Annotated in this window: 24 protein-coding genes and 1 riboswitch; of the genes, 15 read left to right on the forward strand and 9 right to left on the reverse strand. The window is 58.4% G+C overall.

Annotation, left to right across the window (positions count from 1 at the left end; translation table 11 throughout):
• Positions 1-5 precede the first annotated feature (5 nt).
• From VHE58_07900 to metK, 4 genes are all read right to left on the reverse strand, one after another.
• Positions 6-941 (reverse strand): hypothetical protein, encoded by a 936-nt coding sequence (locus VHE58_07900; protein HVS27202.1) that lies wholly within the window; start codon positions 939-941, stop codon positions 6-8.
• 19 nt (positions 942-960) lie between these two features.
• Positions 961-2376, reverse strand: a complete 1416-nt coding sequence (gene ahcY / locus VHE58_07905; GenBank protein HVS27203.1) for an adenosylhomocysteinase — start codon at positions 2374-2376, stop codon at positions 961-963.
• Between the two features lie 18 nt (positions 2377-2394).
• A riboswitch (S-adenosyl-L-homocysteine riboswitch) is annotated at positions 2395-2478 on the reverse strand.
• 13 nt (positions 2479-2491) lie between these two features.
• Positions 2492-2635: a hypothetical protein gene (locus VHE58_07910; protein ID HVS27204.1), complete on the reverse strand. Its 144-nt coding sequence runs from the start codon at positions 2633-2635 to the stop codon at positions 2492-2494.
• A gap of 7 nt (positions 2636-2642) precedes the next feature.
• On the reverse strand, positions 2643-3830 hold the full coding sequence (gene metK, locus VHE58_07915) for a methionine adenosyltransferase (protein ID HVS27205.1): 1188 nt from the start codon (positions 3828-3830) through the stop codon (positions 2643-2645).
• A gap of 133 nt (positions 3831-3963) precedes the next feature.
• Here metK and VHE58_07920 point away from each other — a divergent pair, with 133 nt between their 5' ends.
• The 15 genes from VHE58_07920 to VHE58_07990 all read left to right on the forward strand — a co-directional run bounded on the left by VHE58_07920 (position 3964) and on the right by VHE58_07990 (position 15598).
• On the forward strand, positions 3964-4833 hold the full coding sequence (locus VHE58_07920; GenBank protein HVS27206.1) for a lipid A biosynthesis acyltransferase: 870 nt from the start codon (positions 3964-3966) through the stop codon (positions 4831-4833).
• Positions 4834-4979: 146 nt separating this feature from the next.
• A complete protein-coding gene (gene dapF, locus VHE58_07925; GenBank protein HVS27207.1) occupies positions 4980-5810 on the forward strand; it encodes a diaminopimelate epimerase in 831 nt (276 codons plus the stop codon).
• Positions 5811-5822: 12 nt separating this feature from the next.
• A complete protein-coding gene (locus tag VHE58_07930; protein HVS27208.1) occupies positions 5823-6473 on the forward strand; it encodes a DUF484 family protein in 651 nt (216 codons plus the stop codon).
• Between the two features lie 17 nt (positions 6474-6490).
• Positions 6491-7408, forward strand: a complete 918-nt coding sequence (gene xerC, locus VHE58_07935; GenBank protein HVS27209.1) for a tyrosine recombinase XerC — start codon at positions 6491-6493, stop codon at positions 7406-7408.
• Between the two features lie 153 nt (positions 7409-7561).
• Positions 7562-8740 carry a class I SAM-dependent rRNA methyltransferase gene (locus VHE58_07940; GenBank protein ID HVS27210.1) on the forward strand — a complete coding sequence of 393 codons (1179 nt, stop codon included), beginning with the start codon at positions 7562-7564 and terminating at the stop codon, positions 8738-8740.
• A gap of 328 nt (positions 8741-9068) precedes the next feature.
• Positions 9069-9377, forward strand: coding sequence for a hypothetical protein (locus VHE58_07945; GenBank protein HVS27211.1), 309 nt, complete (start codon positions 9069-9071; stop codon positions 9375-9377).
• Positions 9378-9444: 67 nt separating this feature from the next.
• The gene (locus tag VHE58_07950) at positions 9445-10866 is read left to right on the forward strand and encodes a hypothetical protein (GenBank protein HVS27212.1); all 1422 of its coding nucleotides are present in this window, start codon (positions 9445-9447) and stop codon (positions 10864-10866) included.
• Between the two features lie 31 nt (positions 10867-10897).
• Entirely contained in the window at positions 10898-11803 is a 906-nt protein-coding gene (locus tag VHE58_07955; protein HVS27213.1) for a zinc ABC transporter substrate-binding protein, read from the forward strand.
• Complete coding sequence (locus tag VHE58_07960; protein HVS27214.1) at positions 11800-12561, forward strand: metal ABC transporter permease; 762 nt, start codon at positions 11800-11802, stop codon at positions 12559-12561. The genes VHE58_07955 and VHE58_07960 overlap by 4 nt, the downstream gene beginning before the upstream one ends.
• Before the next feature lie 122 nt (positions 12562-12683).
• Positions 12684-13010, forward strand: a complete 327-nt coding sequence (locus VHE58_07965) for a hypothetical protein (GenBank protein HVS27215.1) — start codon at positions 12684-12686, stop codon at positions 13008-13010.
• Entirely contained in the window at positions 12980-13804 is an 825-nt protein-coding gene (locus VHE58_07970) for an STAS domain-containing protein (GenBank protein HVS27216.1), read from the forward strand. The genes VHE58_07965 and VHE58_07970 overlap by 31 nt, the downstream gene beginning before the upstream one ends.
• 11 nt (positions 13805-13815) lie before the next feature.
• On the forward strand, positions 13816-14193 hold the full coding sequence (locus VHE58_07975; GenBank protein HVS27217.1) for a DUF2946 family protein: 378 nt from the start codon (positions 13816-13818) through the stop codon (positions 14191-14193).
• A gap of 95 nt (positions 14194-14288) precedes the next feature.
• Positions 14289-14840 (forward strand): hypothetical protein, encoded by a 552-nt coding sequence (locus tag VHE58_07980; protein HVS27218.1) that lies wholly within the window; start codon positions 14289-14291, stop codon positions 14838-14840.
• A gap of 8 nt (positions 14841-14848) precedes the next feature.
• A complete protein-coding gene (locus VHE58_07985) occupies positions 14849-15226 on the forward strand; it encodes a hypothetical protein (GenBank protein HVS27219.1) in 378 nt (125 codons plus the stop codon).
• 6 nt (positions 15227-15232) lie between these two features.
• A complete protein-coding gene (locus VHE58_07990; protein HVS27220.1) occupies positions 15233-15598 on the forward strand; it encodes a copper resistance CopC family protein in 366 nt (121 codons plus the stop codon).
• Here the strand turns inward: VHE58_07990 and VHE58_07995 are convergent, their stop codons facing one another.
• From VHE58_07995 to mreC, 5 genes are read right to left on the reverse strand one after another with little or no spacing between them, the layout of a single operon-like run.
• Positions 15599-16507 (reverse strand): septal ring lytic transglycosylase RlpA family protein, encoded by a 909-nt coding sequence (locus VHE58_07995; protein ID HVS27221.1) that lies wholly within the window; start codon positions 16505-16507, stop codon positions 15599-15601.
• A gap of 9 nt (positions 16508-16516) precedes the next feature.
• The gene (rodA, locus tag VHE58_08000) at positions 16517-17611 is read right to left on the reverse strand and encodes a rod shape-determining protein RodA (GenBank protein ID HVS27222.1); all 1095 of its coding nucleotides are present in this window, start codon (positions 17609-17611) and stop codon (positions 16517-16519) included.
• A complete protein-coding gene (gene mrdA, locus VHE58_08005; GenBank protein HVS27223.1) occupies positions 17604-19505 on the reverse strand; it encodes a penicillin-binding protein 2 in 1902 nt (633 codons plus the stop codon). Before mrdA ends, rodA begins: the two co-directional genes overlap by 8 nt.
• Positions 19502-20023 (reverse strand): rod shape-determining protein MreD, encoded by a 522-nt coding sequence (mreD, locus tag VHE58_08010; GenBank protein HVS27224.1) that lies wholly within the window; start codon positions 20021-20023, stop codon positions 19502-19504. The genes mrdA and mreD overlap by 4 nt, the downstream gene beginning before the upstream one ends.
• Entirely contained in the window at positions 20023-20928 is a 906-nt protein-coding gene (mreC, locus tag VHE58_08015) for a rod shape-determining protein MreC (GenBank protein ID HVS27225.1), read from the reverse strand. The genes mreD and mreC overlap by 1 nt, the downstream gene beginning before the upstream one ends.
• Positions 20929-20960: the final 32 nt, after the last annotated feature.

Raw genomic sequence — 20960 nt, forward strand, 5'->3', positions numbered from 1 at the left:
GGTCTCTAGCGCGTGCGCGCGGCGAGCACTTCGGAAAGTGCGTGGAACAGGTCCACCGAGGCGTCGATCTCGTCGCGGTTGATCGAGACGCTTTCCACGTTGATGCCGAGCGGCACCTTGCTGAAATAGTCGTGTTCCAGGATGCGGCGCAGGTTGTCGCGGCAAATCTCGATCGATTTCGCAAGCGGCTTCGCCGCGCCGAGGATCTCGCGCTCGGTCTCGGGCGGGACGTTCACGCCGAGCCACTTGATGAACGCCAGGGTCTTCGCGCGTCCGACCGGCGAGAAGGTGAGCACCACGCGCTGCGGCTCGACGCCTGCGCCGCGGCAGTCGCGCAGGTAGTCGCGCAGCAGCCGCTCGGTGGCGCGCGCGTGGTACACGGTCTGCGAGATGAAATAGCCGCAGCCTTGCAGGCCCTTGGCGAGCATGCGCGCCGATTCGCTTCTTTCGGCCGAATGCCGCTCGGCGATCACCACGCAGCCGACGGTGAAGCGCGCCTCGTGGCCGGCGGCAAGCTGGATTGCGCGCGACAGCGCGAGCGGATAGCGCACGCCCGAGGTCGGCCGGCCGACGATGGACAGGAACCCGATGCCGAAGTCGCGCGCGCTTTCGGTGAGCCACGCGTTCCACGCGTCCTCGGGCATTTCGCCGACGCACTTGTAGGTGATGGCCGGCTTTCCGGCGAGCCGCGTCAGCACGCGCGAATATTCACGCGGGTCGATCGTGCCGGTGAACGCGAACGGTCGCGGCGACTCCTTGCGGCCCGACTCGTCCTGGATGTCGTAGACGACGACCGCGTCGATCGGAAGCGTCGCGAGCCGCGCGGCCAGCTTCCCGGCCGCAGCCTGAACGGCGTCTTCTGTGGAACCCGCGCGCGGCGGCGTGGTGCCGTACAGCAGCACCGTGTGCCGTGCGTCGAGCAGCCTGATTTTGAGGTCCATCTGGCACACCCGCGCCGGGTCAGTACCGGTAGTGATCGGACTTGTACGGGCCGTATTTGGACACGCCGATGTATTTTGCCTGTTCGTCGGTGAGCTCGGTGAGCTTGGCTCCGATTTTCTTCAAGTGCAGCCGCGCCACCTTTTCATCGAGGTGCTTGGGCAGCACGTACACCTTCTTCTCGTATTTGGCGCCATGCTGATAGAGCTCGATCTGCGCAATGACCTGATTGGTGAAGGAATTGGACATCACGAATGAAGGATGTCCCGTGGCGCAACCCAGGTTCACCAAGCGTCCCTCGGCAAGTACGATGAGGCGCTTGCCGTCGGGGAAAATCACATGGTCCACTTGCGGTTTGATGTTCTCCCACCGGTACTGGCGAAGCGATGCGATGTCGATTTCCGAATCGAAATGACCGATGTTGCACACGATGGCGTTATGTTTCATTTTCTTCATGTGCTCGAGGGCGATGACATGCAAGTTGCCGGTGGCGGTTACAAAAATATCCGCCTTGTCGGCCGCGTCCTCCATCGTCACCACGCGATAGCCTTCCATCGCCGCCTGCAGCGCGCAGATGGGGTCGATTTCGGTGACCCACACCGTTGCGCCGAGGCCGCGTAAAGACTGCGCGCAGCCCTTGCCCACGTCGCCATGGCCGCACACCACGGCGATTTTGCCGGCGATCATCACGTCGGTCGCGCGCTTGATGCCGTCCACCAGCGATTCGCGGCAGCCGTAAAGGTTGTCGAACTTGGACTTGGTGACTGAATCGTTGACGTTGATGGCGGGAAACGGCAGCCGCCCTTCCTTCTGCATCTGATAAAGGCGCTTGACGCCAGTGGTGGTCTCCTCGGTCACGCCCTTGATATTTGCCAGCGCTTTGGAATACCAGCCCGGTCTTCCGTCGAGGCGCTTTTTGATTGAAGCGTAGAGCGCCTTTTCTTCCTCGTTGGCCGGTTTGGCAATCACCGTCGGGTCTTTTTCCGCCTTTGAGCCCAGGATGACCAGCAGTGTGGCATCGCCGCCATCGTCGAGAATCATATTGGGAAAGCCGCCGTCCGCCCATTCGAAAATGCGGTGGGTGTAATCCCAGTATTCGTCCAGCGTTTCGCCCTTGTAGGCGAACACCGGCGTGCCACCCGCCGCAATCGCCGCCGCCGCGTGATCTTGCGTCGAGTAGATATTGCAGGAAGCCCAGCGCACCTCCGCACCAAGTGCTTTCAGCGTTTCAATCAGCACCGCGGTCTGGATGGTCATGTGCAGCGAACCGGCGATGCGCGCGCCCTGCAACGGCTGCTGCGCGCGGTATTCCTCGCGCACGCTCATTAAGCCGGGCATTTCGGTTTCGGCGATCGCGATTTCCTTGCGGCCCCAGTCGGCCAGGGAAATATCCGCGACTTTGTAGTCCTGTTGGGATTTGAGTACAGCGCTCATAATGTTTCTCCATTCAAAAAATCTGAATGGGCGCCGTTGCAACTTTAGATACCCCCTATTCCGAGCCTGGCGGATATAAACCCCGCTGCAGCGCCCCTCAGAACGGCAGGTGTTCGAATTATGCGATCATGGTTTCGCGTTTCATACTGGCGGTGTCGGCGAGCGCCATCGTCTTATCGGTGCTCTGGCTCCGGTCGCCGAAAAGCGGCTTAACCCGCACAATGCGCGGGTTAGCCTTCGCCGAAATGCGGACAAGTGGCATTATGCCCTCAGGCGTGAACCGCCTCGCGATTCACGCCTGCGTCAGCGGCAAGCGCCGCCGCCTTGTCCAAATTTTCCCACGTGAATTCGGGCTCATCGCGGCCGAAGTGTCCGTAGGATGCGGTCTTGAGATAAATCGGTCGCAGCAGATTGAGCGACTGGATGATGCCTTTGGGTCGCAGATCGAAATGCACCTCGATGAGTTTTACGATCTTGTCGTCGCTGATTTTGCCGGTGCCGAAGGTATTGACCATCAGCGACACCGGGCGCGCCACGCCAATCGCGTAAGCGACTTGCACCAGGCATTTGGAGGCGAGCCTGGCGGCAACGATGTTCTTCGCCACATAGCGCGCGGCGTAAGCGGCGGAACGGTCCACCTTGGACGGATCTTTGCCAGAAAACGCGCCGCCCCCGTGAGGCGCCGCGCCGCCGTAGGTATCGACGATGATTTTGCGGCCGGTCAGGCCGCAGTCGCCCTGCGGGCCGCCGACCACGAATTTTCCGGTAGGATTGACCAGATACTTGATGCCGGCACCGACCATGTTTTTCGGCAGCACCGGCTTGATGATTTCCTCGATTACCGCTTCCTTGAGCTTGTCGTACCCGATGTCCGGAGCGTGCTGGGTCGACAGCACGACGGTGTCGATTTCTTTCGGTTTGCCATCCACGTAGCGGATGGTGACCTGCGACTTGGCATCGGGGCGTAGCCACGGCAGGCGCCCGTCGCGACGGATCTCCGACTGGCGCTCCACCACGCGGTGCGCGAGGAAGATCGGTAGCGGCATCAGCTGTGGAGTCTCGTCGCAGGCGTACCCGAACATCAACCCCTGGTCGCCGGCACCCTGGTTGAGAGGATCGTCCTGCGCTTTGTCCACGCCTTGCTTGATATCGGGGGACTGCTTGTCGTAGCAGACCATCACCGCGCAGCCCTTGTAGTCGATGCCGTACTCGGTGTTGTCATAGCCAATGCGCCTGATGGTCTCGCGCGCTACACCGATGTAGTCGATGTTGGCGCTCGTGGTGATTTCCCCCGCCAGCACCACCAGCCCGGTGTTGCACAGAGTTTCCGCGGCGACTCTGGAGGTTTTGTCTTGCGCTAGAATAGCGTCCAGAATAGCGTCGGAAATCTGGTCCGCGACCTTGTCCGGGTGCCCTTCCGAAACCGATTCGGAAGTAAACAGATATTCGTTCATGATAACCTCGAGTGCGGCCGATAAAAGACCGTCTAGGATACCAAATTAGCCCCAATAACGAAAGCCGTTTTCTCTCTAAAGCCATGCTGCAATGGGTGTTATTTGAGCGGCCGCCAGGTTTTATTTGGAGGTGCGCATGATAGTCCGCATTGGCCTTGCGCTGGTGTGGCTGCTGCATTTTTTGCCGCTTGGCGTTTTGGTCAAGCTCGGCGAATGGATGGGCATGCTGCTGTTTGTGCTCGGCCACGAACGCCGCCACGTGGCTCGCACCAATCTACAGCTGTGTTTTCCGCAGTGGAGCGATGAAAAGCGCGAGAACATATTGCGCCAGCATTTCCGCGCCTTCGGCCGCAATTTTCTGGAACACGGTATTTTGTGGTGGTCATCGCGTGAGCGCATTGAAAGACTGGTGCGCATCGAAGGTCTGGAAAACTGGCAAGCGGTGCGCAACCAGCCGGTAATCTGGCTTGCGCCGCACTTCGTGGGACTCGACATGGGTGGCGTGCGCATCACCAGCGAATATCCCCTTGTGTCGATGTACAGCCAGCAGAAGAATTCGCTAGTGAACGGCCTACTCCTGCATGGGCGCACACGCTTTGGTACCGCGATACTGGTATCGCGGCAGGAAGGCATCCGTCCCATCATCAACGCATTGCGTGAGGGCGTGCCGTTTTACTATTTGCCGGACATGGATTTCGGGCCCCGCGATTCCCTGTTCGTGCCTTTTTTCGGCGTCCCTGCCGCAACCATTCCTGGCTTGTCGCGGCTCGCGCGCATGACCGGAGCGAAAGTCGTGCCTTGTGTGACCCGACAGCTTCCAGGCGGTGCGGGTTATGTGCTTAAGTTCTACCCTGCGTGGGATGATTTTCCAGGCGATAATATCGAAGCCGACACGCGACGTATGAACGCCTTTATCGAAGAACGGGTGCTGGAAATGCCGGAACAGTATTACTGGTTGCACAGGCGCTTCAAAACCCGCCCCTCGGGGGAGCCAAAGCCTTACTAACCCCAAGAAACATTGGAATCTTGACTTACATTTAAGATATAACCTCGACGCACCTTGGGGTCTATGGCAGACTATGTTTTCTCAAGGAATCAATCTGTTACGAAAATTACGTCAACTTCTGTGATTTACACACATTTTGCATCTAAATGCTTCTAAAATTCACTAAAATGCACGGATTGGGCAACGATTTCGTTGTTTTAGACGGGATTTCCCAACGCATCATACTGACTTCAAACCAATACCGCGCAATCGCCGACCGCCATTGTGGGATAGGCTGCGACCAGATTTTGCTGGTGGAAAAAACCGCAAGCGCCGACGCCGATTTTTGCTACCGGATTTTTAATGCCGACGGCAGCGAAGTTGAGCAATGCGGTAACGGCGCCCGTTGTTTCGTGCGTTTCGTTCGCGACAAGGGGCTCACCAATAAAACGGAAATCCGCGTGGAAACCAGGGGCGGAATTATCGTTCCCCGCCTTGAAGCTGACGGCCAAGTCACAGTCAACATGGGTGTACCGCGTTTTGCGCCTGAAAAGATTCCTTTTGAAGCAAAAAAGCGTGCGCTTACTTACTCGATAATGGTTAAGGGACGACAGATTAAAATAAGCGCCGTCTCCATAGGGAATCCTCACGCCGTGCAAGTGGTGAAGGACGTGGACAAGGCTGCGGTGAGCACTCAGGGTCCGTTGATTGAAAAGCACGCGCGCTTTCCACAAGGAGTGAACGCATGTTATATGCAGGTTGTGGATCGCGGCCGCATCAAGCTCAGGGTCTATGAGCGCGGGGCGGGGGAGACGCTCGCCTGCGGCACTGGCGCCTGCGCCGCGGTGGCGGCGGGCATCCAGCGTGACCTGCTTGATAAGCGTGTAGTGGTGCAAACGCAGGGAGGAGAGTTGACCATCTGCTGGGAAGGCGAGGGTAAGCCGGTATGGATGACCGGCGACGCGGCCACGGTTTACGAAGGCACAATCAAAATCTAAAAAGGGGCAAGGATGAAAATAAAAGCGGAAGACGTGGCGGCCTATCTTGAAGCCCATCAGGAATTTTTCGAGGATTACGCGGATTTACTCGCCAACATTTACGTTCCACACCCGCATGGCGGCCGGGCAATTCCCATCAGCGAGCGGCAGATTCTCACGCTGCGCGAGCGCAACCGCCAGATCGAAAACAAGCTCAGGGAGTTGATCCAGTTCGGCGAGGAAAACGACGCCATCGGCGAGCGCGTGCACCGCATGGCGCTGGCGCTGCTCGGCGCGCGCAACCTGGAAGGCCTTTTGCACTCGCTGTATTTCAACTTGCGCGAGGATTTTGCCGTACCGCACGTGATGCTGCGGCTGTGGGGCGTCAACGGCAACCCGCAAGCGCTGCCGGAATTCGGCGAAGTCAAGGAAGAACTGCGCGCCTCTGCCGAAGCCCTCATCAACCCCCATTGCGGCGCGCAGTTTGAGGGCACAGACTGGTTTGGCGAAGACGCCACAAGGCTGCGTTCATTCGCGCTGGTGGCGCTGCGCAGCGAGCGCGCCTTCGGCCTGCTTGTGCTGGCGAGCGCGGACGCGCAGCGCTTCTACCCGGAGATGGGAACCTTGTATCTGAAGCGTCTTGGTGAGCTTGCCAGTGCGGCACTCCTGCGCCATTTGACGTGAAGAGTCAGGAGTGAGGAATGAGGAGTAAAAGCACGGAAGGTGGCATTGCGCGGAGTTCGCGCAATGACCACCTCGCGCGCTATCTTTCGCACCTCGCCACTGAGCGACGCTTGAGCCGCCATACCTGCGAAAACTACGCGCGCGATGTGGCGATGCTGCTGCAACTCGCCGGCACAACGCCTCTCAAGGACTTGCAGATCCAACATATCCGCCGTTTTGTGGCGCAACTGCACGCGCAGGGCTTGAGCGGCAAGACGCTCGCGCGCATGCTCTCCGCCTGGCGCGGGTTCTACCGTTATCTTGCGCGCGATAGCGGCTTTACGCATAACCCCTGCCAGGGCTTGCGCGCTCCGAAATCGGCCAAGACCCTGCCGCACGCGCTGTCTCCCGACGAAGCGAATCGGCTGATGGAAATCTCAATGGACGGCCCGCAGGCGTTGCGCGACAAGGCGATACTTGAATTGTTGTATTCCTCGGGCCTGCGCTTGAGCGAACTGACGGGATTGCAGGTGCTGGATGTAAATCTCGACAATGCCACGGTGCGCGTCACCGGCAAGGGGAGCAAAACCCACATCGTGCCGGTGGGCAGTCACGCGCTAAACGCGATTCGCGCCTGGCTGAGCGAGCGGGATAAAACCGCCAGAAGCGACGCGTTGTTTGTGAACAGGGACGGCAAGCCCATAAGTGCCCGCGCCATCGAGTATCTCGTCAAAAAATGGGCGGTGAAGCAGGGGATCAGCAGCCATGTTCATCCGCACATGCTGCGCCACTCGTTTGCCTCGCATCTATTGCAATCGAGCGGCGATTTGCGCGCGGTACAGGAGATGCTGGGGCACGCCAGCATTTCCACCACGCAGATTTATACGCATTTGGATTTCCAGTACCTGGCCAAAGCCTACGACAAGGCGCATCCCCGCGCCAAGAAGAAACCGTGAAACCGCTGAACCGCCAAGGAGGCCAAGAAAATGTACCCTTGTCATCCTGAGCGCGGCGAAGGATCGGCTTGTAAAATCAAAAAACAGATTCTTCGGGTTTTACCTTCAGAATGACGAACTGAGTACCTTGGCGATGGCGGCTCACAACGATCAATGAACGAACTTATTCTCAAGCCGGGGCGCGAGAAATCGCTGCTGCGCCGTCACCCCTGGATTTTCTCCGGCGCGGTGGAAAAAATTCAAGATTTGCCACAAGCGGGCGATACCGTAGAAATTGTTTCATCCAACGGGGAATTTCTCGCCCATGCCGCCTTCAGTCCTCACTCGCAAATCGTGGCACGGGTGTGGGATTGGCAAGAGCAAGGCCGCATTGATGCCGGATTTTTCCGTTCCCGTTTAGCCCGAGCCTTTGAGACGCGAAAAAATCTGATTCAGGATACTGATGCCCTGCGACTGGTGCATGGCGAATCGGATGGTTTGCCCGGCTTAATTGTTGACTGTTACGGCGACACATTGGTGTTGCAAGCCTTGAGCGCGGGCGCCGAGCGCTGGCGCGAGACCTGCGCCGATATTCTGATCGAATTGACCGGCGCGACGAGAGTCTTCGAGCGTTCGGATGCCGAAGTCAGACAACTGGAAGGCTTGCCCCCACGCATGGGTGTGTTGCGCGGCTCGCCGCCGTCTGAAGTCATCAAAATCAGAGAAGGGCGGTTACAATTCCAGGTAAACGTGCAGGCAGGGCAGAAAACGGGTTTTTACCTCGATCAGCGCAGCAACCGTGCGCACATAGGCGAACTTGCAGAAGGCAAGGAAGTGCTGGACTGTTTTTGCTACAGCGGCGGCTTCAGCGTCCATGCGCTTGCCGGCGGCGCGAAATCGGTGATGTCTGTGGATGCTTCAGCGGATGCGCTTACGCTGGCGCGGCAAAATCTCGAGCTTAACCAATTGGCCCGGAAAAATGCTGAATTGCACGAAGGCGATGTATTTGAAGTTTTGCGCACGCTTCGTGACCGGAGCAAACGCTTCGATCTGATTATTCTCGATCCGCCGAAATTCGCGCCGACCGCAAAATTTTCCGAGCGCGCGGCGCGCGGTTACAAGGATATCAACCTGCTCGCTTTCAAGCTGCTGCGCCCGGGTGGCTTGCTTGCCACATTTTCGTGTTCAGGTGGAATATCGGCGGAACTCTTTCAGAAAATCGTCGCCGGCGCGGCGCTGGATGCCGGAGTGGACGCTCAAATCGTCGAACAGTTTGCCGCAGCCCCCGATCATCCGGTGGCGCTCAATTTTCCTGAAGGCGCTTATTTGAAAGGCTTGCTTTGCCGCGCTTAAGCGGGCTTTCGGCCACCGTTTCTCAACGCCGGGCTGGGCACCACGATCACGCTCGGCGCCAATCCAACTGCGGCTACCGGCCAACCGAACGCCAACGCCTTCGACGAGAGTGACATGAAGACCTATCAAACTCTGCGCTTGGCGGCGAATGATAATTGATGCGTGATGCAGCTGCCCTGCGTCAATCCGGTGAGTTGGCTGGTGCAGGAGCCGAAGAGTGGGACTGCAGCTGGGCACGAATTGACAGTGCTGCGCGGGCTTGGGAAAACATGGAAAACGGTATAAAATTGCCGACGGTGCTCAGAACCGGCAAAGAGTAAGCGCAAAAATGAAGCTCCGACAGTGTTTTTACGCCGCCCTCGCGGCCTTGTTGCTCTTCGCGCAGCAAGGCTCGCTGCTGCACGCGGTTACGCATGTCCCGTCCCAAACGCCGGCGCAGCACGAGCGGCAGCTTCCCCATTCCAAGGTGTGCGACAAGTGCATTGCCTATGCCGAATTTGGCAGTGCGCTAAATTCCGCCAATCCGATTTTGCTGCTGGCGGATTTCGGCGCGGTGCTCGCCGGCGATATCCCGCAATCTTTTTTCACTGCGCTTCTTCACGCTTTTTCCTCCAGGGCCCCGCCCGCTTTCCTCTGAACCGCTGACAATTCGCGCACCCTGAAGCCACGGGTTGTGTTGTTGTGTTTGTTCGGAGGAATAAATCATGATGAAGCTCATTGCGGCCGCGCTTTCGGCCGCCATAGCACTTGGTCTGTCGCATGCGGCCCGCGCCGCCAATGACGCGGAGCTGCAGGCCATACGTGAGGAAATCAAGCAGCTCAAGCAAAGTTACGAAACGCGCATCGAGGCGCTGGAAAAGCGCTTGCACGATGCGGAAGCCAAAGCCGCCCAGGCAGAAGCGAGCGCCGCCCAGGCGCAAACTGCGGCTGTGGCCGCCGCGGCCCGGCCCGTTTCGGAGAACGCATTCAATCCTGCGATCTCGGTAATTTTGCAAGGCACTTTCAACAATTTTTCAAAAGATCCCAACACATTCCGTATCGGCGGCTTTATCCCGTCGGGAGGCGAAGGCTTGGGCAAGCGCGGTTTCAGCCTCGGTGAATCTGAATTGGATATCACCGCCAACATTGATCCGTATTTCCGAGGCAACCTCACCGTCGCCCTGACGCCGGACAACAGCGTGGATGTCGAGGAAGCGTTTTTCCAGACGCTCGGGCTGTCGAACGGCCTTACCCTCAAAGGCGGACGCTTCTTTTCCGGCATCGGTTATTTGAACGAAATCCACCAGCATGCCTGGGATTTTGTCGATGCGCCGCTCGCTTACCAGGCATTCCTAGGCACCGGTGCGCGCGGCAATTACAGCGACGACGGACTTCAGCTTAAATGGATCGCGCCCACCGATTTGTTCATCGAGCTGGGTGCGGAAGCAGGGAGCGGCAAAAACTTTCCGGGAAGCGATCGCGGCAAGAACGGCATTGGCTCGGCAGTCCTGTTTGGCCATGTGGGCGGGGACATCGGTGACAGTTACGCCTACCGTGCCGGGGTTTCCTCTCTCTGGACTTCGCCGCGCGACCGGCAATTTAATGACCTCGATTCCGCGGGCAATGCGGTGGTGAACAGCTTCAGCGGCGACAGTCGCTTGTGGGTTGCCGATTTCGTCTTGAAGTGGGCGCCCAACCGCAATTCCACCGTTACCAACTTCAAGTTGCAGGGTGAGTACCTGCACCGCATCGAAACCGGAACACTTAATTTCGACGTGAACGGCATGGGCTTGCTCGGGATGCCGGTTGCGGGCGCATACAGTTCGAACCAGAGCGGCTGGTATCTGCAGGGTGTCTATCAATTTGCGCCGCGTTGGCGGGTGGGCTTGCGCCATGATCAGTTGCAGGCGGGAACGGTCAACATCGCACAGGTGCTAAATGGCACCCTTACGCCGCAGGACTTTCCCGCCCTGGCGAGCCACACTTCCAGGCGCAATACGATGATGTTCGACTACAGTCCCAGCGAATTTTCCCGCATCCGGCTGCAGTACGCCCGTGACGAGTCCCGGCCTGATGGAGTTGAGGACAACCAGCTGTTGCTGCAATACATCTACAGCCTGGGCACGCATGGTGCGCATAAGTTTTAGTCCGAAGGCATGACTACGAAAGGATATCCAAATGAACAAGTGGTTTGAATTTTTGGCCTTGGCGTTGCTGTCCAGCTTAAGCCAAGCGGCTCCGGCCGCTCTCAATGTGTTTGCCTGCGAGCCTGAGTGGGGAGCACTGGCGTGGGAACTGGGCGGTGACAAAGTGAGCGTTTATAGCGCGACCACTGCCTTGCAGGACGCGCACCATATCGAAGCGCGCCCCAGTCTGATTGCCAAGGCGCGCAGCGCCGATTTGCTGATTTGCACTGGCGCGGAGCTTGAAATCGGCTGGTTACCGCTTTTGCTGACGCAGTCAGGCAATGGCAAAATCCAGCCTGGAACGCCGGGCTATCTGGAAGCATCGAATTTCGTGCTGAAGCTCGAAGTCCCCAAGCTGCTTGACCGCGCGCAAGGCGACATTCACCCGGCAGGCAATCCGCATATTGATCTCGACCCACGCAACATCGCCAGAGTGGCAGAGGTGATCACTGATCGGCTATCGCAACTCGATTCTGTGAACACGGCAACCTACCAAGCCCGCGGCAAGGCGTTTCAAGAACGCTGGCAAGCGGCGATTCAGCGCTGGGAACAGGAAGGAGCGCCGCTCAAAGGGCTGCCGGTCATTACCCATCACAAAGACATGACTTATCTCATCCACTGGCTTGGTATGCGCGAAGTCGGTAACCTGGAGCCCAAGCCCGGTTTACCGCCGACCGCGGGGCATCTGGCGGAGCTCTTTTCCAACATGCAGCGCGACCCGGCGAAAATGATACTGCGTACGCCGTTTCAGGATACCCGGCCCTCCGAATCGCTGGCAAGCCGCGCCAAGATCCCCGCCGTCGTATTACCTTTCACCGTAGGCGGAAGCGACAAAGCGAAAGACTTGTTCGGCTTGTTTGACGACACTATTCAACGTTTACTACAAGCGGCGAAATGAACTTCAGCGCGCTCGATTTCAGCATACTTGCTCCGGCGTTCCTCGCGGGCCTGCTGGTGCTTGCTACCCATGTGCCGCTCGGCATTCAGGTTTTGAAGCGCGGCATCGTGTTCATTGATCTGGCGATTGCGCAAATTGCGGGAATGGGCGTGATTGCCGCGGATTTCATGGGTTTTGAACCGCAAGGTTGGGCGGTGCAGCTTGCTGCGGTGAGCGCGGCGCTATTCGGCGCGCTGCTATTGACCTGGACCGAGCGGCGCTGGCCGGAAGTACAGGAGGCGCTAATTGGCGTGCTGTTCGTGCTCGCCGCCACCGGCGGCATTCTGCTGCTCGCCAACAATCCGCATGGCGGGGAGCATCTGAAGGATTTGCTGGTCGGCCAGATTCTATGGGTGAGCTTCGCGCAACTGATTCCGGTGGCGGTATTGACTGCCGTGATTTGCATCCTGTGGTTCAGGTTCGAACAAAAACTCGGGCGCACCGGTTTCTATCTGCTGTTTGCCGTTTCGGTCACTGCCTCTGTGCAGCTGGTGGGCATTTATCTGGTGTTTGCCAGCCTGATTATTCCTGCTTTGGCCGCACGCAATTACGCGCGCCTGCGGCTGGCCGCGGGTTATGCGCTTGGCGCGGCGGGTTACGCCCTCGGTCTCGTATTATCCGCCCTGTTCGATTTGCCATCGGGAGCAGTGATCGTTTGGGCGCTCGCCGCACTGGGTATCGTGTTTTATTTGTTGCAGGGGGAAACAACCCGGATTTAAAAGCGACCCGCAATGATTTTCTGGTCTAATTGCGAGGATCCGGTTGGTGTTATAAAATTCAACTGCAGTATCGCCCGCCCAACATCCCCATTCTCACGAAATCACTAGAACTAAGGTGGCAAGTGGTTTTTCCATTTTTTCGCAAGAAAGATCAGGAGGAGGGCAGGTCTGATCGCACCTCAGGCGCGAAGAAGGACAAGGCCGGCTCTCGAGCCGCTAAAACCGAGTTCGGCACCGACACCGAAATGGAAGTCCTTGATAGAACCAGCGAGCTTTCCGCTGCGGCTGAAGAAGCGGCGTTACTCTATGCCAACAACCTGACCGAGCTGGCTTACGAGTTATTGTTAACCACAGTCAAGGCGGGCGCACCCGACCTCGAAGCCTGGCTGATGCTGTTCGATCTTTACCAGCAAAGGGGATGCAGAAGGAATTCGAGGAGTTGGCGCTGAAATTTGTAGTCAAGTTCGAGCGCTCGCCGCCCGCCTGGCGCGAAATCAAGGCGGCAAGCTCCGCGCTCGCCCAGCAAGACGGCACCTTTGCCTTGTCCGGGGAGTTGAACGCAGCTTCCGGGTCGCAGTTCGATGAGATAGCGAGAATTGCCGAAAACACGGATCAGTTGCACCTGGATTTCAGCGAAATTGAAAGTGTTGCACCCACGGGGTGCGTGCTGCTGCTGCAAACCTTGCGCAACATCCGCAAGAGCGGGCACCGCATTGCGATTATCGGCCTTGGCCACCTGGTGCAAATGATACAAAGCGCAACCAATCCGGTTTCCGAACGAGAGCAGCAAATACTGTTGCTAGAACTGTATCAAGTGAAAGGCATGCAGACGGAGTTCGAGGACCTGGCTTTGCAATACGCGGTGAAGTTTGAAGTCTCGCCGCCCTCGTGGGAACCTTTGCCACAAGAGCAGGCGCTTGCAGGAAAAGACAGCCCGGAACCCGCGCCGGCAGCACCTGAAGCCGACCCGGAGAACTATGCCATGCACGGCGAGGTGGTCGGCTCCACCGATCCGCAATTGCAAGGCATCACTGGATATGCCACGCAGCGGCAGGACGTGAATATCGACATGTCGGATGTGAGCCGCATGGATTTTGTCAGCTGCGGAATGTTCCTCAATATCCTCGCCAGTTTGAAGCAGGGCGGCAAAAACATTACTATCACCGGCGCCAACGAAATGATCCTCGCCCTGTGCCGGGTGATGGAGGTGCACAAGATGGCAACCCTCATTCGAAAAAAATAACCTACCAGACCATGCCTTGCCCAACCCGCCAACTCGTCCGCCGTATCGTGCTGTTCGCGCTGGTGTTCAGCGCAATTTCACCCGCGCTTGCGGCGTTGCGCTTCTACGGCAACGCGGAAGTTTTGACGAACATCGCCAGCGTTCACACGGCGGCGCACAACTCGGCAGAGCACCAGCATTCCGGCCACACAAAATCCGGGGCAAACGGGATTTATTGCTCGTTTTGTCTGGACGCGGCATCGGTTCAGGCGCTCACGCTGGCCGCGCCGCATTTGCCGCTCTCCGCAATGGCGGTGGAACCACCGCCCCGCGCTGTTCCGCACAGCGTTGAGCCGGCGCCCTATTACTCCCCGCAACATTCCCGAGCTCCTCCCGTAGTCCTAGCCTGATTTCGGCGGGCGGCCAGGCCAAAAGCTCGCCGAGTCTCGCGCGTTGTGCGCGGCTTGGCGTGGTTCCATTTTCTATTCGTTTAGGGAGGAACAAAATGCAGGTGTTGGAGCGGGGGTTTTTGTTCTTGACAACTTTTTTCCTGCTTGCCGCGACCGAAGCTTGGGCTCATGGTTTCGCCGGCAAGCGATTCTTTCCCACCACACTGGCGGTGGACGATCCTTTTATTTCCGACGAGCTGACATTTCTGACCAATCACATTCGGGAGCCTGACCAGGTGACCAATGAGTTCTCGATTGCTTACTCAAAGCGCATCACGCCAAACTTCGGGTTCGAGCTGGGCGAGACGTACCAACACCTGAAACCGAATGAAGGCGGAAGCAAAAACGGCTTCGCAAACCTTGAGGTGGGCGCCAAATATCAGTTTTTCACAAGCGAGGTTCACGAGGCCATCCTTTCCGTCGGGCTCGACGCCGAGCTCGGTCGCACGGGCAGCCGCAGCGTGGGCGCCGAGTCGTTTTCGACGCTTTCCCGACCTTCTTTTTTGGCAAGGGTTTGGGTGACCTCCCCGAATCATTCAGGTACCTCAAGCCTGTTGCAATCACAGGCGCTATTGGCCCCAGCTTCCCGACGCGCAAGACCAATGTGACAACCACCATGGATCCCGTTACCGGAGATATCGACCAGGACATCGAGCGCAACCCGACAAGTTTAAACTGGGGGCTCACTTTCCAATACAATCTTCAATATCTGCAATCCTTCGTGAAGGATATCGGGCTCAAAGAGCCGTTTAGCCGGATGATCCCCGTGGTGGAGCTCGCCCTCAGTACTTGCCTCAACGCAGACTGCAAAGGACAAACCACCGGTACGGTGAATCCGGGCATCATCTGGTTCGGCAAGCATGTTCAACTCGGGCTCGAGGCGCAGATCCCCGTCAACCAAAGAACGGGAAACTATGTCGGCGTGTTGTTCCAGATGCATTTCTTCATTGACGATCTGTTCCCGCAAAGCGTGGGGCGGCCGCTGTTTCGTTAACCGCATATGAAGAATGTCTTTCAGGTCGTGGCAGCCATGCTGCTTGCCGGGTGGACCGCAGCGGCCGTAAGCCATGCCATGCCCCAGCGCGAAGAGCCGGCTGCGGGAAGCGTGGTTGAACATTCACCTGACTTGGTGCAAATCTGGTTCGATGCCGAGCTTGAGCCCGGGCTGTGCAGTTTGCGCGTGGTGGATGGGCACGAAAACCAGGTCAGTCGCGGGAAAGCGGAGGTCGATCCGGCCAACCCGAGTTTGCTCAAAGCCAGCATGCTGCCATTGCCAGTCGGTGTGTACCGGGTTTACTGGCGCGTGCTTTCCAAGGACGGCCATATCACACAGGGCGACTACCGTTTTACCGTTCGTACGAAATAGCTAGCGCACCAGTAGCAGCGGCTTGAAGCCGAGCGCCTCACCGATTTTTTCCGCGGCCTGCTGTGCATCATTGCGGTTGGCGTAAGGGCCTGCGTGCACCCGGAACAGGCCGTCCCTGGTGAAGATCGAGAGCGTTTCGCTTAAGCCAGCAAGCTGCGAGCGCAGCCGCGCGAGAAACTGTTCCGCGTTGCCCTGTGAGCTGAACGCGCCGAGCTGCAAGTAGATGCCGCTGCTATCCGCCGCCGCCGGCAACACTTGGGCGGGAGCGGGCGGCGGCGCAGCGGGTTCGACCGGCTTCGGCGCTTGCGCCACCAGCGTTTCCATGCCGGGCATCACGCTTTCCACTTCTACCCAGCTGCTGCCCAGAGCAGTGATTCCCAGCTTGTATGCAGCGGCGTAGGAAAGATCGATGACGCGGCCGGCATAAAACGGCCCGCGGTCATTGATGCGTACGATCACCGACTTGCTGTTCCTGAGGCTGGTGACCCGCGCATAGCTCGGTATCGGCAGCGTGGGATGCGCCGCGGTCATGGCGTACATGTCGTAGGGTTCTCCCGAGGAGGTTTTCTGGCCGTGGAATTTTCTGCCGTACCAGGAAGCGATGCCACGCGCCTTGTAAGGGACAAGCCGGGTCTCGGGAACAAAGGTTTTGCCGAGTACGGTGTAAGGACGGTTGGCGTACTTGTTGAGCGGCTCTGCCCGTGGTTTAGCGTCGGGCAGCAAATCGAGATTGGGCGGCGGATTATCGCCCGGGCCGTCGTCGAGGTAATAGCCTTTGCCGGTTTTGCCGGCGGCGGATTCGGAAGCGCGTTTGGGAGAGCTGCCGCAAGCGGCGAGAGCGAAGGAAATAAGAAGAAAAAGAATTAAGCGGGGCCAAGCGTGCGATGCGTTCTTCTCTTCACCCCTCACCTTCACTCCTCACGATTTGACCAATTTCTGGTGCGCCTGGATGCTCATCAAAATACCAAAGCCCAGGCAGATTGTCACCAGCGAAGTGCCGCCGTAGCTCAGGAGTGGCAGCGGCACGCCGACCACCGGCAGGATGCCGCTTACCATGCCCATGTTGACGAAGGCGTAGGTAAAAAACGTGAGCGTGATTGCCCCCGCCATTAATCGCGTAAAGAACGTCGAGGCATTGCTGGCGATAACCAGTCCCCTGCCGATCACCAATGCGTACAGGAACAGCAGCAACAGGTTGCCGAGCAGGCCAAATTCCTCGCCGAACACGGCGAAAATGAAATCAGTGTGGCGTTCCGGCAGGAACTCCAGGTGCGACTGCGTGCCGTTCAGCCAGCCCTTGCCGGTTACGCCGCCCGAACCGAGCGCAATGTTGGATTGAATGGTGTGATAGCCCGCGCCCAGCGGATCGGTGGAAGGATCGAACAATGTGAGAATGCGCTGCCGCTGGTAGTCGTGCATCACTGACCACAGCACCGGCAGACTCGCCAGCCCCAGCGCGAGAAAGCCGAGCATGATGCGCCAGCTCAAGCCCGCGAGAAACAGCACATAAAAGCCGGAGGCGGTGATAAGTATGGCGGTGCCGAGATCCGGCTGGCGCGCAATCAGCGCTACCGGCACCAGCAGCGACAAGATCGCCACCACGTAATTCTGGAGTTTCAGCGCCGTTTCGTGCTTGTCGAAATACCAGGCGAGCATCAACGGCACCGCGATTTTCATCAGCTCGGAAGGCTGGATGCGGGTCACGCCCACATGCAGCCAACGCCGCGCGCCGTTCACCACATCGCCGAACAGCGCCACGCAAATCAGGAGCACCATGCCTATAACATACATCGGCAGAGACAGGCGCATCAGGTAATGCGGCGGCATCTTGGCAATCGCCCACATCAGCGCGAGCGCGATCAGCATGCTGACAAGCTGGTTGCTGACGCGGCTTAAGTTTTGCCCGGTGGCACTATAGAGCACGAACAGTCCGAGCAGCATCAGCACGCACACCGTAGCGAGGAGAAAACCATCAATATGCGCGGTGAGATGATGCCACAAGCGTTTAATCATTGGCTTCGTCCTTTTTGTCCAGTTTGGGCAGAGGGCTTTGCGGGCGTTTGCCGAGCAGATAAAAATCCAGCACCTGGCGGGCGAGCGGCGCCGCAGTGGAGGCGCCGTGGCCGCCATTTTCCACTAGTACCGCCAGCGCAATCTGCGGCTTGTCCGCCGGCGCGTAGGCGATGAACAGCGCATGATCGCGCTGACGCTCCGCCACCTTGCTCTCATCGTATTTTTCGTTTTGCTTTAAGGCGATGACCTGCGCAGTCCCGGTCTTGCCGGCAATCGGGTACAAGCTTTCGGCACCGGCGCGCGCCGCAGTGCCGCCGGGACGCATGACGTCGATCAGCGCTTTTTTCACCAGCTCCAGATTCGACTGTTTGAGGTTGAGTGCATAGGACACTTTATTGGAAACGCCGCGCAACTGCCCGGTCTTGCCGTTCTGTATGTTGTGCACCAGATGCGGGCGGAAGGCAATGCCGTTGTTGGCGAGAATCGCGGTGGCGTTGGCGAGCTGCAGGGGCGTCACCAGGTTGTAGCCCTGGCCGATGCCGACGGACACGGTGTCGCCCGCGAACCATTTTTCCCGGTAGCGATTTTGCTTCCATTCCTGCGACGGTAGAATGCCGGCCGCTTCGCCTTCGATGTCGATGCCGGTCTTGCTGCCCAGGCCGAACTGGCTAATGAAGGAATGAATGTTGTCGATGCCCAATTCGTTGGCGAGGCCGTAGTAATAACTGTCGCATGAAATCACCAGCGACTTGTGCAAATCGACGATGCCATGGCCGCCGGCTTTCCAGTCGCGGTAGCGGTGAGTGCTGCCGGGAAGAGTGAAATAGCCCGGATCATAGATGGTGTATTGCGGCGAGCGCTTGTTGAGCTCAAGTCCGGCCAGCGCCATGAATGGCTTGAAGGTCGAGCCGGGCGGATATTGCCCATGCATCGCGCGATTGGTGAGCGGCTTGTCCGGGGAACCGTTGAGCGCATCCCAATTTTGCGGATCGATGCCGTCGACGAAGAGGTTCGGATCAAAACCCGGCTTGCTGATCAAAGCGAGGATCCCGCCGCTCGCGGGCTCAATCGCCACCAGCGCGCCCCGATAGTTGCCGAAAGCTTTCTCCGCAAACTCCTGCAGCCGCGCATCCAGCGAAAGCAGCAGATTGTTTCCGGAAATCGGCGGCGTGCGATCGAGCGTGCGCACGGCCCGCCCGCCGGCATCGATTTCCACCTGCTCGAACCCGGCCCGGCCGTGCAATTCCATTTCATAGCTTTGCTCGATGCCGGTCTTGCCGATGTAATCCGAGCCGCGGTAATTGGGAAGCATGCCCTGCTCCTCCAGCCACTCGAGGTCGTCGTCGTTAATGCGGCTGATGTAGCCGATGACGTGCGAGGCCCTTTCGCCGAGCGGATAATGCCGGAACAGGCGCGCCTTGATTTCCACGCCGGGGAAGCGGTAGCGGTTCACTGCGAAGCGCGCGACCTCCACGTCATTCAGGCGGGTGCGGATCGGAAGGCTTTCGAAATTCTTGCTTTCCTCGAGAAGTTTCCTAAAACGCTTGCGGTCCTTCGGTGTGATTTCCACCAGCGTGGCGAGCTGATTGATGAGCGCTTCGAGGTTGTCCACCCTGGACGGCGTGATTTCCAATGTGTAGGCGGAATAATTGTGCGCCAGTACCGCGCCGTTGCGGTCGAGAATCAGCCCGCGGTTGGGGACGATGGGCACCACGGAAATGCGGTTGTTTTCGGCGAGCGTGTGGTAGTGCTCGTGCTGAATGACTTGCAGGTAAAAAAAACGGCCAAACAGCAGAAAGAAAAAAAACAGCACGAAGCCCGCCGCAATCGCGAGCCGCAGCTTAAAATAAAGGAGCTCGCGCTGATGATCCTTGAGCTCGACGCTGCGGCTCATATCTCTTCAGGATCGGGCTTGGGGCGCTGCGGAAGCAAAAGCAATATCGAAAGTGCTGGCCACAACAACGCGCCGGTGATGCTGCTCAGGAAAATCCCCCAGCCGATGAAATTCGCACCGCTATAAATGTTGATGAGGAGTATGGCCATCTGGGTCAGCAGCAATACCGGCAAAACATGCCAGATCTGCTTGCGCAACCCGAACATCAGCACGCGGCGATGCAGCAGGATGGCGAGATAAGCGAGCAGCGCGTAAGCGAGCGCGTGCTGGCCGAACACCGCGCCGTCAGCGATATCCATCAATAATCCCATGAACCACGCCGTCCAGAAACCGACCTTGTGCGGCCGGTGAATGCACCAGTAGAGCAGGGTGAGCGCGACGAAATCGGGGCGCACAAAAAGCATCACGCCCGGCCACGGCAGTAGGTTAAAAAACAGCGCCGCAATCAGTGACACGGCGATCAAGCCCGGCTTGACCGGCGAAAGAATTTCATGGGCTCGGGCGGCGGGTACTGACATCAGTTGAACCTCTTCTTTTTGCTTTTGCCTGCAGATAGCGGCGCGGGCTGCCCCAATGGATTGTCCGCTATTTTTGGCTCCAGCGTGAGCACCAATATCTGGTGGTGGCGGTCCACGCCCGCTTTCGGGATGCAGCTGATGCGGGCGAATGCGTACGCGCTGTTGCGCTCGATTTTGGTCACTACCGCGACCGGCAGGCCGCGCGGATACAAGCCATCGATTCCCGAAGTCACCAGCTCATCGCCGTTCTGGATTTCCACGTTGACCGGCATGTAGCGCAGTTCGAGTTCGCCCGGTTCGCCGGCGCCGAACAGCACCGCGCGCAGGCCGTTGCGCGCCACTTCCACCGGAACCGTCTGCTCCTTGTCGGTAATTAGCGTCACTTCGCTCACGAAAGGGTAAACCCGCGTGACCTGGCCGATGACTCCGATATCGTCGACCACCGCTTGCCCCGGCTTGATGCTGCTTTGCATGCCCTTGTCAATGACGATGCGGCGTGAAAACAAATCGCGGCCGGTGTAGAGGATTTCCGCCAGCGCGGCATTGCCCTGAAAGCGATCGCGGGTATTCAGCAGCCGCCGCAAGTGGTTGTTTTCTTCCTGCAGCGCCTGGTAACGCTGCAGCATCGCTGCATTGGCGAGGTTCTTCTCGTTTAATCGGGCATTCTCGGCCGTAAGATAGGATTGGGTGGCAAAGAAATCACCGGCCTGCCCGAGCAGATAGCCCGGCGTGGTGCCGAGCTTTTGCAGCGGGTAGATGAGTACCGAAAGTGCGGCGCGCACCGCATCGAGGTACTTGAAGCGGGCGTCGGTGGAGAGAAGCAGCAGGGACAACAGAGTGAAAATCACCAGGCGGATAAAAGGACTGGGACCGCGTTTGAAAAATGGCGGAAGCTGGGTGTCCATGAATCAGCCTTCAGTTATCAGCTTTCAGCCCC

The sequence above is a fragment of the Burkholderiales bacterium genome, from assembly GCA_035543335.1.
In the GTDB taxonomy this organism is placed as follows: Bacteria; Pseudomonadota; Gammaproteobacteria; order Burkholderiales; family JAHFRG01; genus JAHFRG01.

Coding starts and splice junctions, on each gene's coding strand:
- VHE58_07975 (HVS27217.1), top strand. CDS start 13,816: ATGCCTTGCCCAACCCGCCAACTCGTCCGCCGTATCGTGCTGTTCGCG.
- dapF (HVS27207.1), top strand. CDS start 4,980: ATGCTTCTAAAATTCACTAAAATGCACGGATTGGGCAACGATTTCGTT.
- VHE58_07940 (HVS27210.1), top strand. CDS start 7,562: ATGAACGAACTTATTCTCAAGCCGGGGCGCGAGAAATCGCTGCTGCGC.
- VHE58_07980 (HVS27218.1), top strand. CDS start 14,289: ATGCAGGTGTTGGAGCGGGGGTTTTTGTTCTTGACAACTTTTTTCCTG.
- mreC (HVS27225.1), bottom strand. CDS start 20,928: ATGGACACCCAGCTTCCGCCATTTTTCAAACGCGGTCCCAGTCCTTTT.
- VHE58_07950 (HVS27212.1), top strand. CDS start 9,445: ATGATGAAGCTCATTGCGGCCGCGCTTTCGGCCGCCATAGCACTTGGT.
- VHE58_07930 (HVS27208.1), top strand. CDS start 5,823: ATGAAAATAAAAGCGGAAGACGTGGCGGCCTATCTTGAAGCCCATCAG.
- xerC (HVS27209.1), top strand. CDS start 6,491: ATGAGGAGTAAAAGCACGGAAGGTGGCATTGCGCGGAGTTCGCGCAAT.
- VHE58_07985 (HVS27219.1), top strand. CDS start 14,849: ATGGATCCCGTTACCGGAGATATCGACCAGGACATCGAGCGCAACCCG.
- VHE58_07970 (HVS27216.1), top strand. CDS start 12,980: ATGCAGAAGGAATTCGAGGAGTTGGCGCTGAAATTTGTAGTCAAGTTC.
- VHE58_07955 (HVS27213.1), top strand. CDS start 10,898: ATGAACAAGTGGTTTGAATTTTTGGCCTTGGCGTTGCTGTCCAGCTTA.
- VHE58_07960 (HVS27214.1), top strand. CDS start 11,800: ATGAACTTCAGCGCGCTCGATTTCAGCATACTTGCTCCGGCGTTCCTC.
- mrdA (HVS27223.1), bottom strand. CDS start 19,505: ATGAGCCGCAGCGTCGAGCTCAAGGATCATCAGCGCGAGCTCCTTTAT.
- VHE58_07900 (HVS27202.1), bottom strand. CDS start 941: ATGGACCTCAAAATCAGGCTGCTCGACGCACGGCACACGGTGCTGCTG.
- VHE58_07910 (HVS27204.1), bottom strand. CDS start 2,635: ATGCCACTTGTCCGCATTTCGGCGAAGGCTAACCCGCGCATTGTGCGG.
- rodA (HVS27222.1), bottom strand. CDS start 17,611: ATGATTAAACGCTTGTGGCATCATCTCACCGCGCATATTGATGGTTTT.
- VHE58_07990 (HVS27220.1), top strand. CDS start 15,233: ATGAAGAATGTCTTTCAGGTCGTGGCAGCCATGCTGCTTGCCGGGTGG.
- VHE58_07920 (HVS27206.1), top strand. CDS start 3,964: ATGATAGTCCGCATTGGCCTTGCGCTGGTGTGGCTGCTGCATTTTTTG.
- VHE58_07945 (HVS27211.1), top strand. CDS start 9,069: ATGAAGCTCCGACAGTGTTTTTACGCCGCCCTCGCGGCCTTGTTGCTC.
- mreD (HVS27224.1), bottom strand. CDS start 20,023: ATGTCAGTACCCGCCGCCCGAGCCCATGAAATTCTTTCGCCGGTCAAG.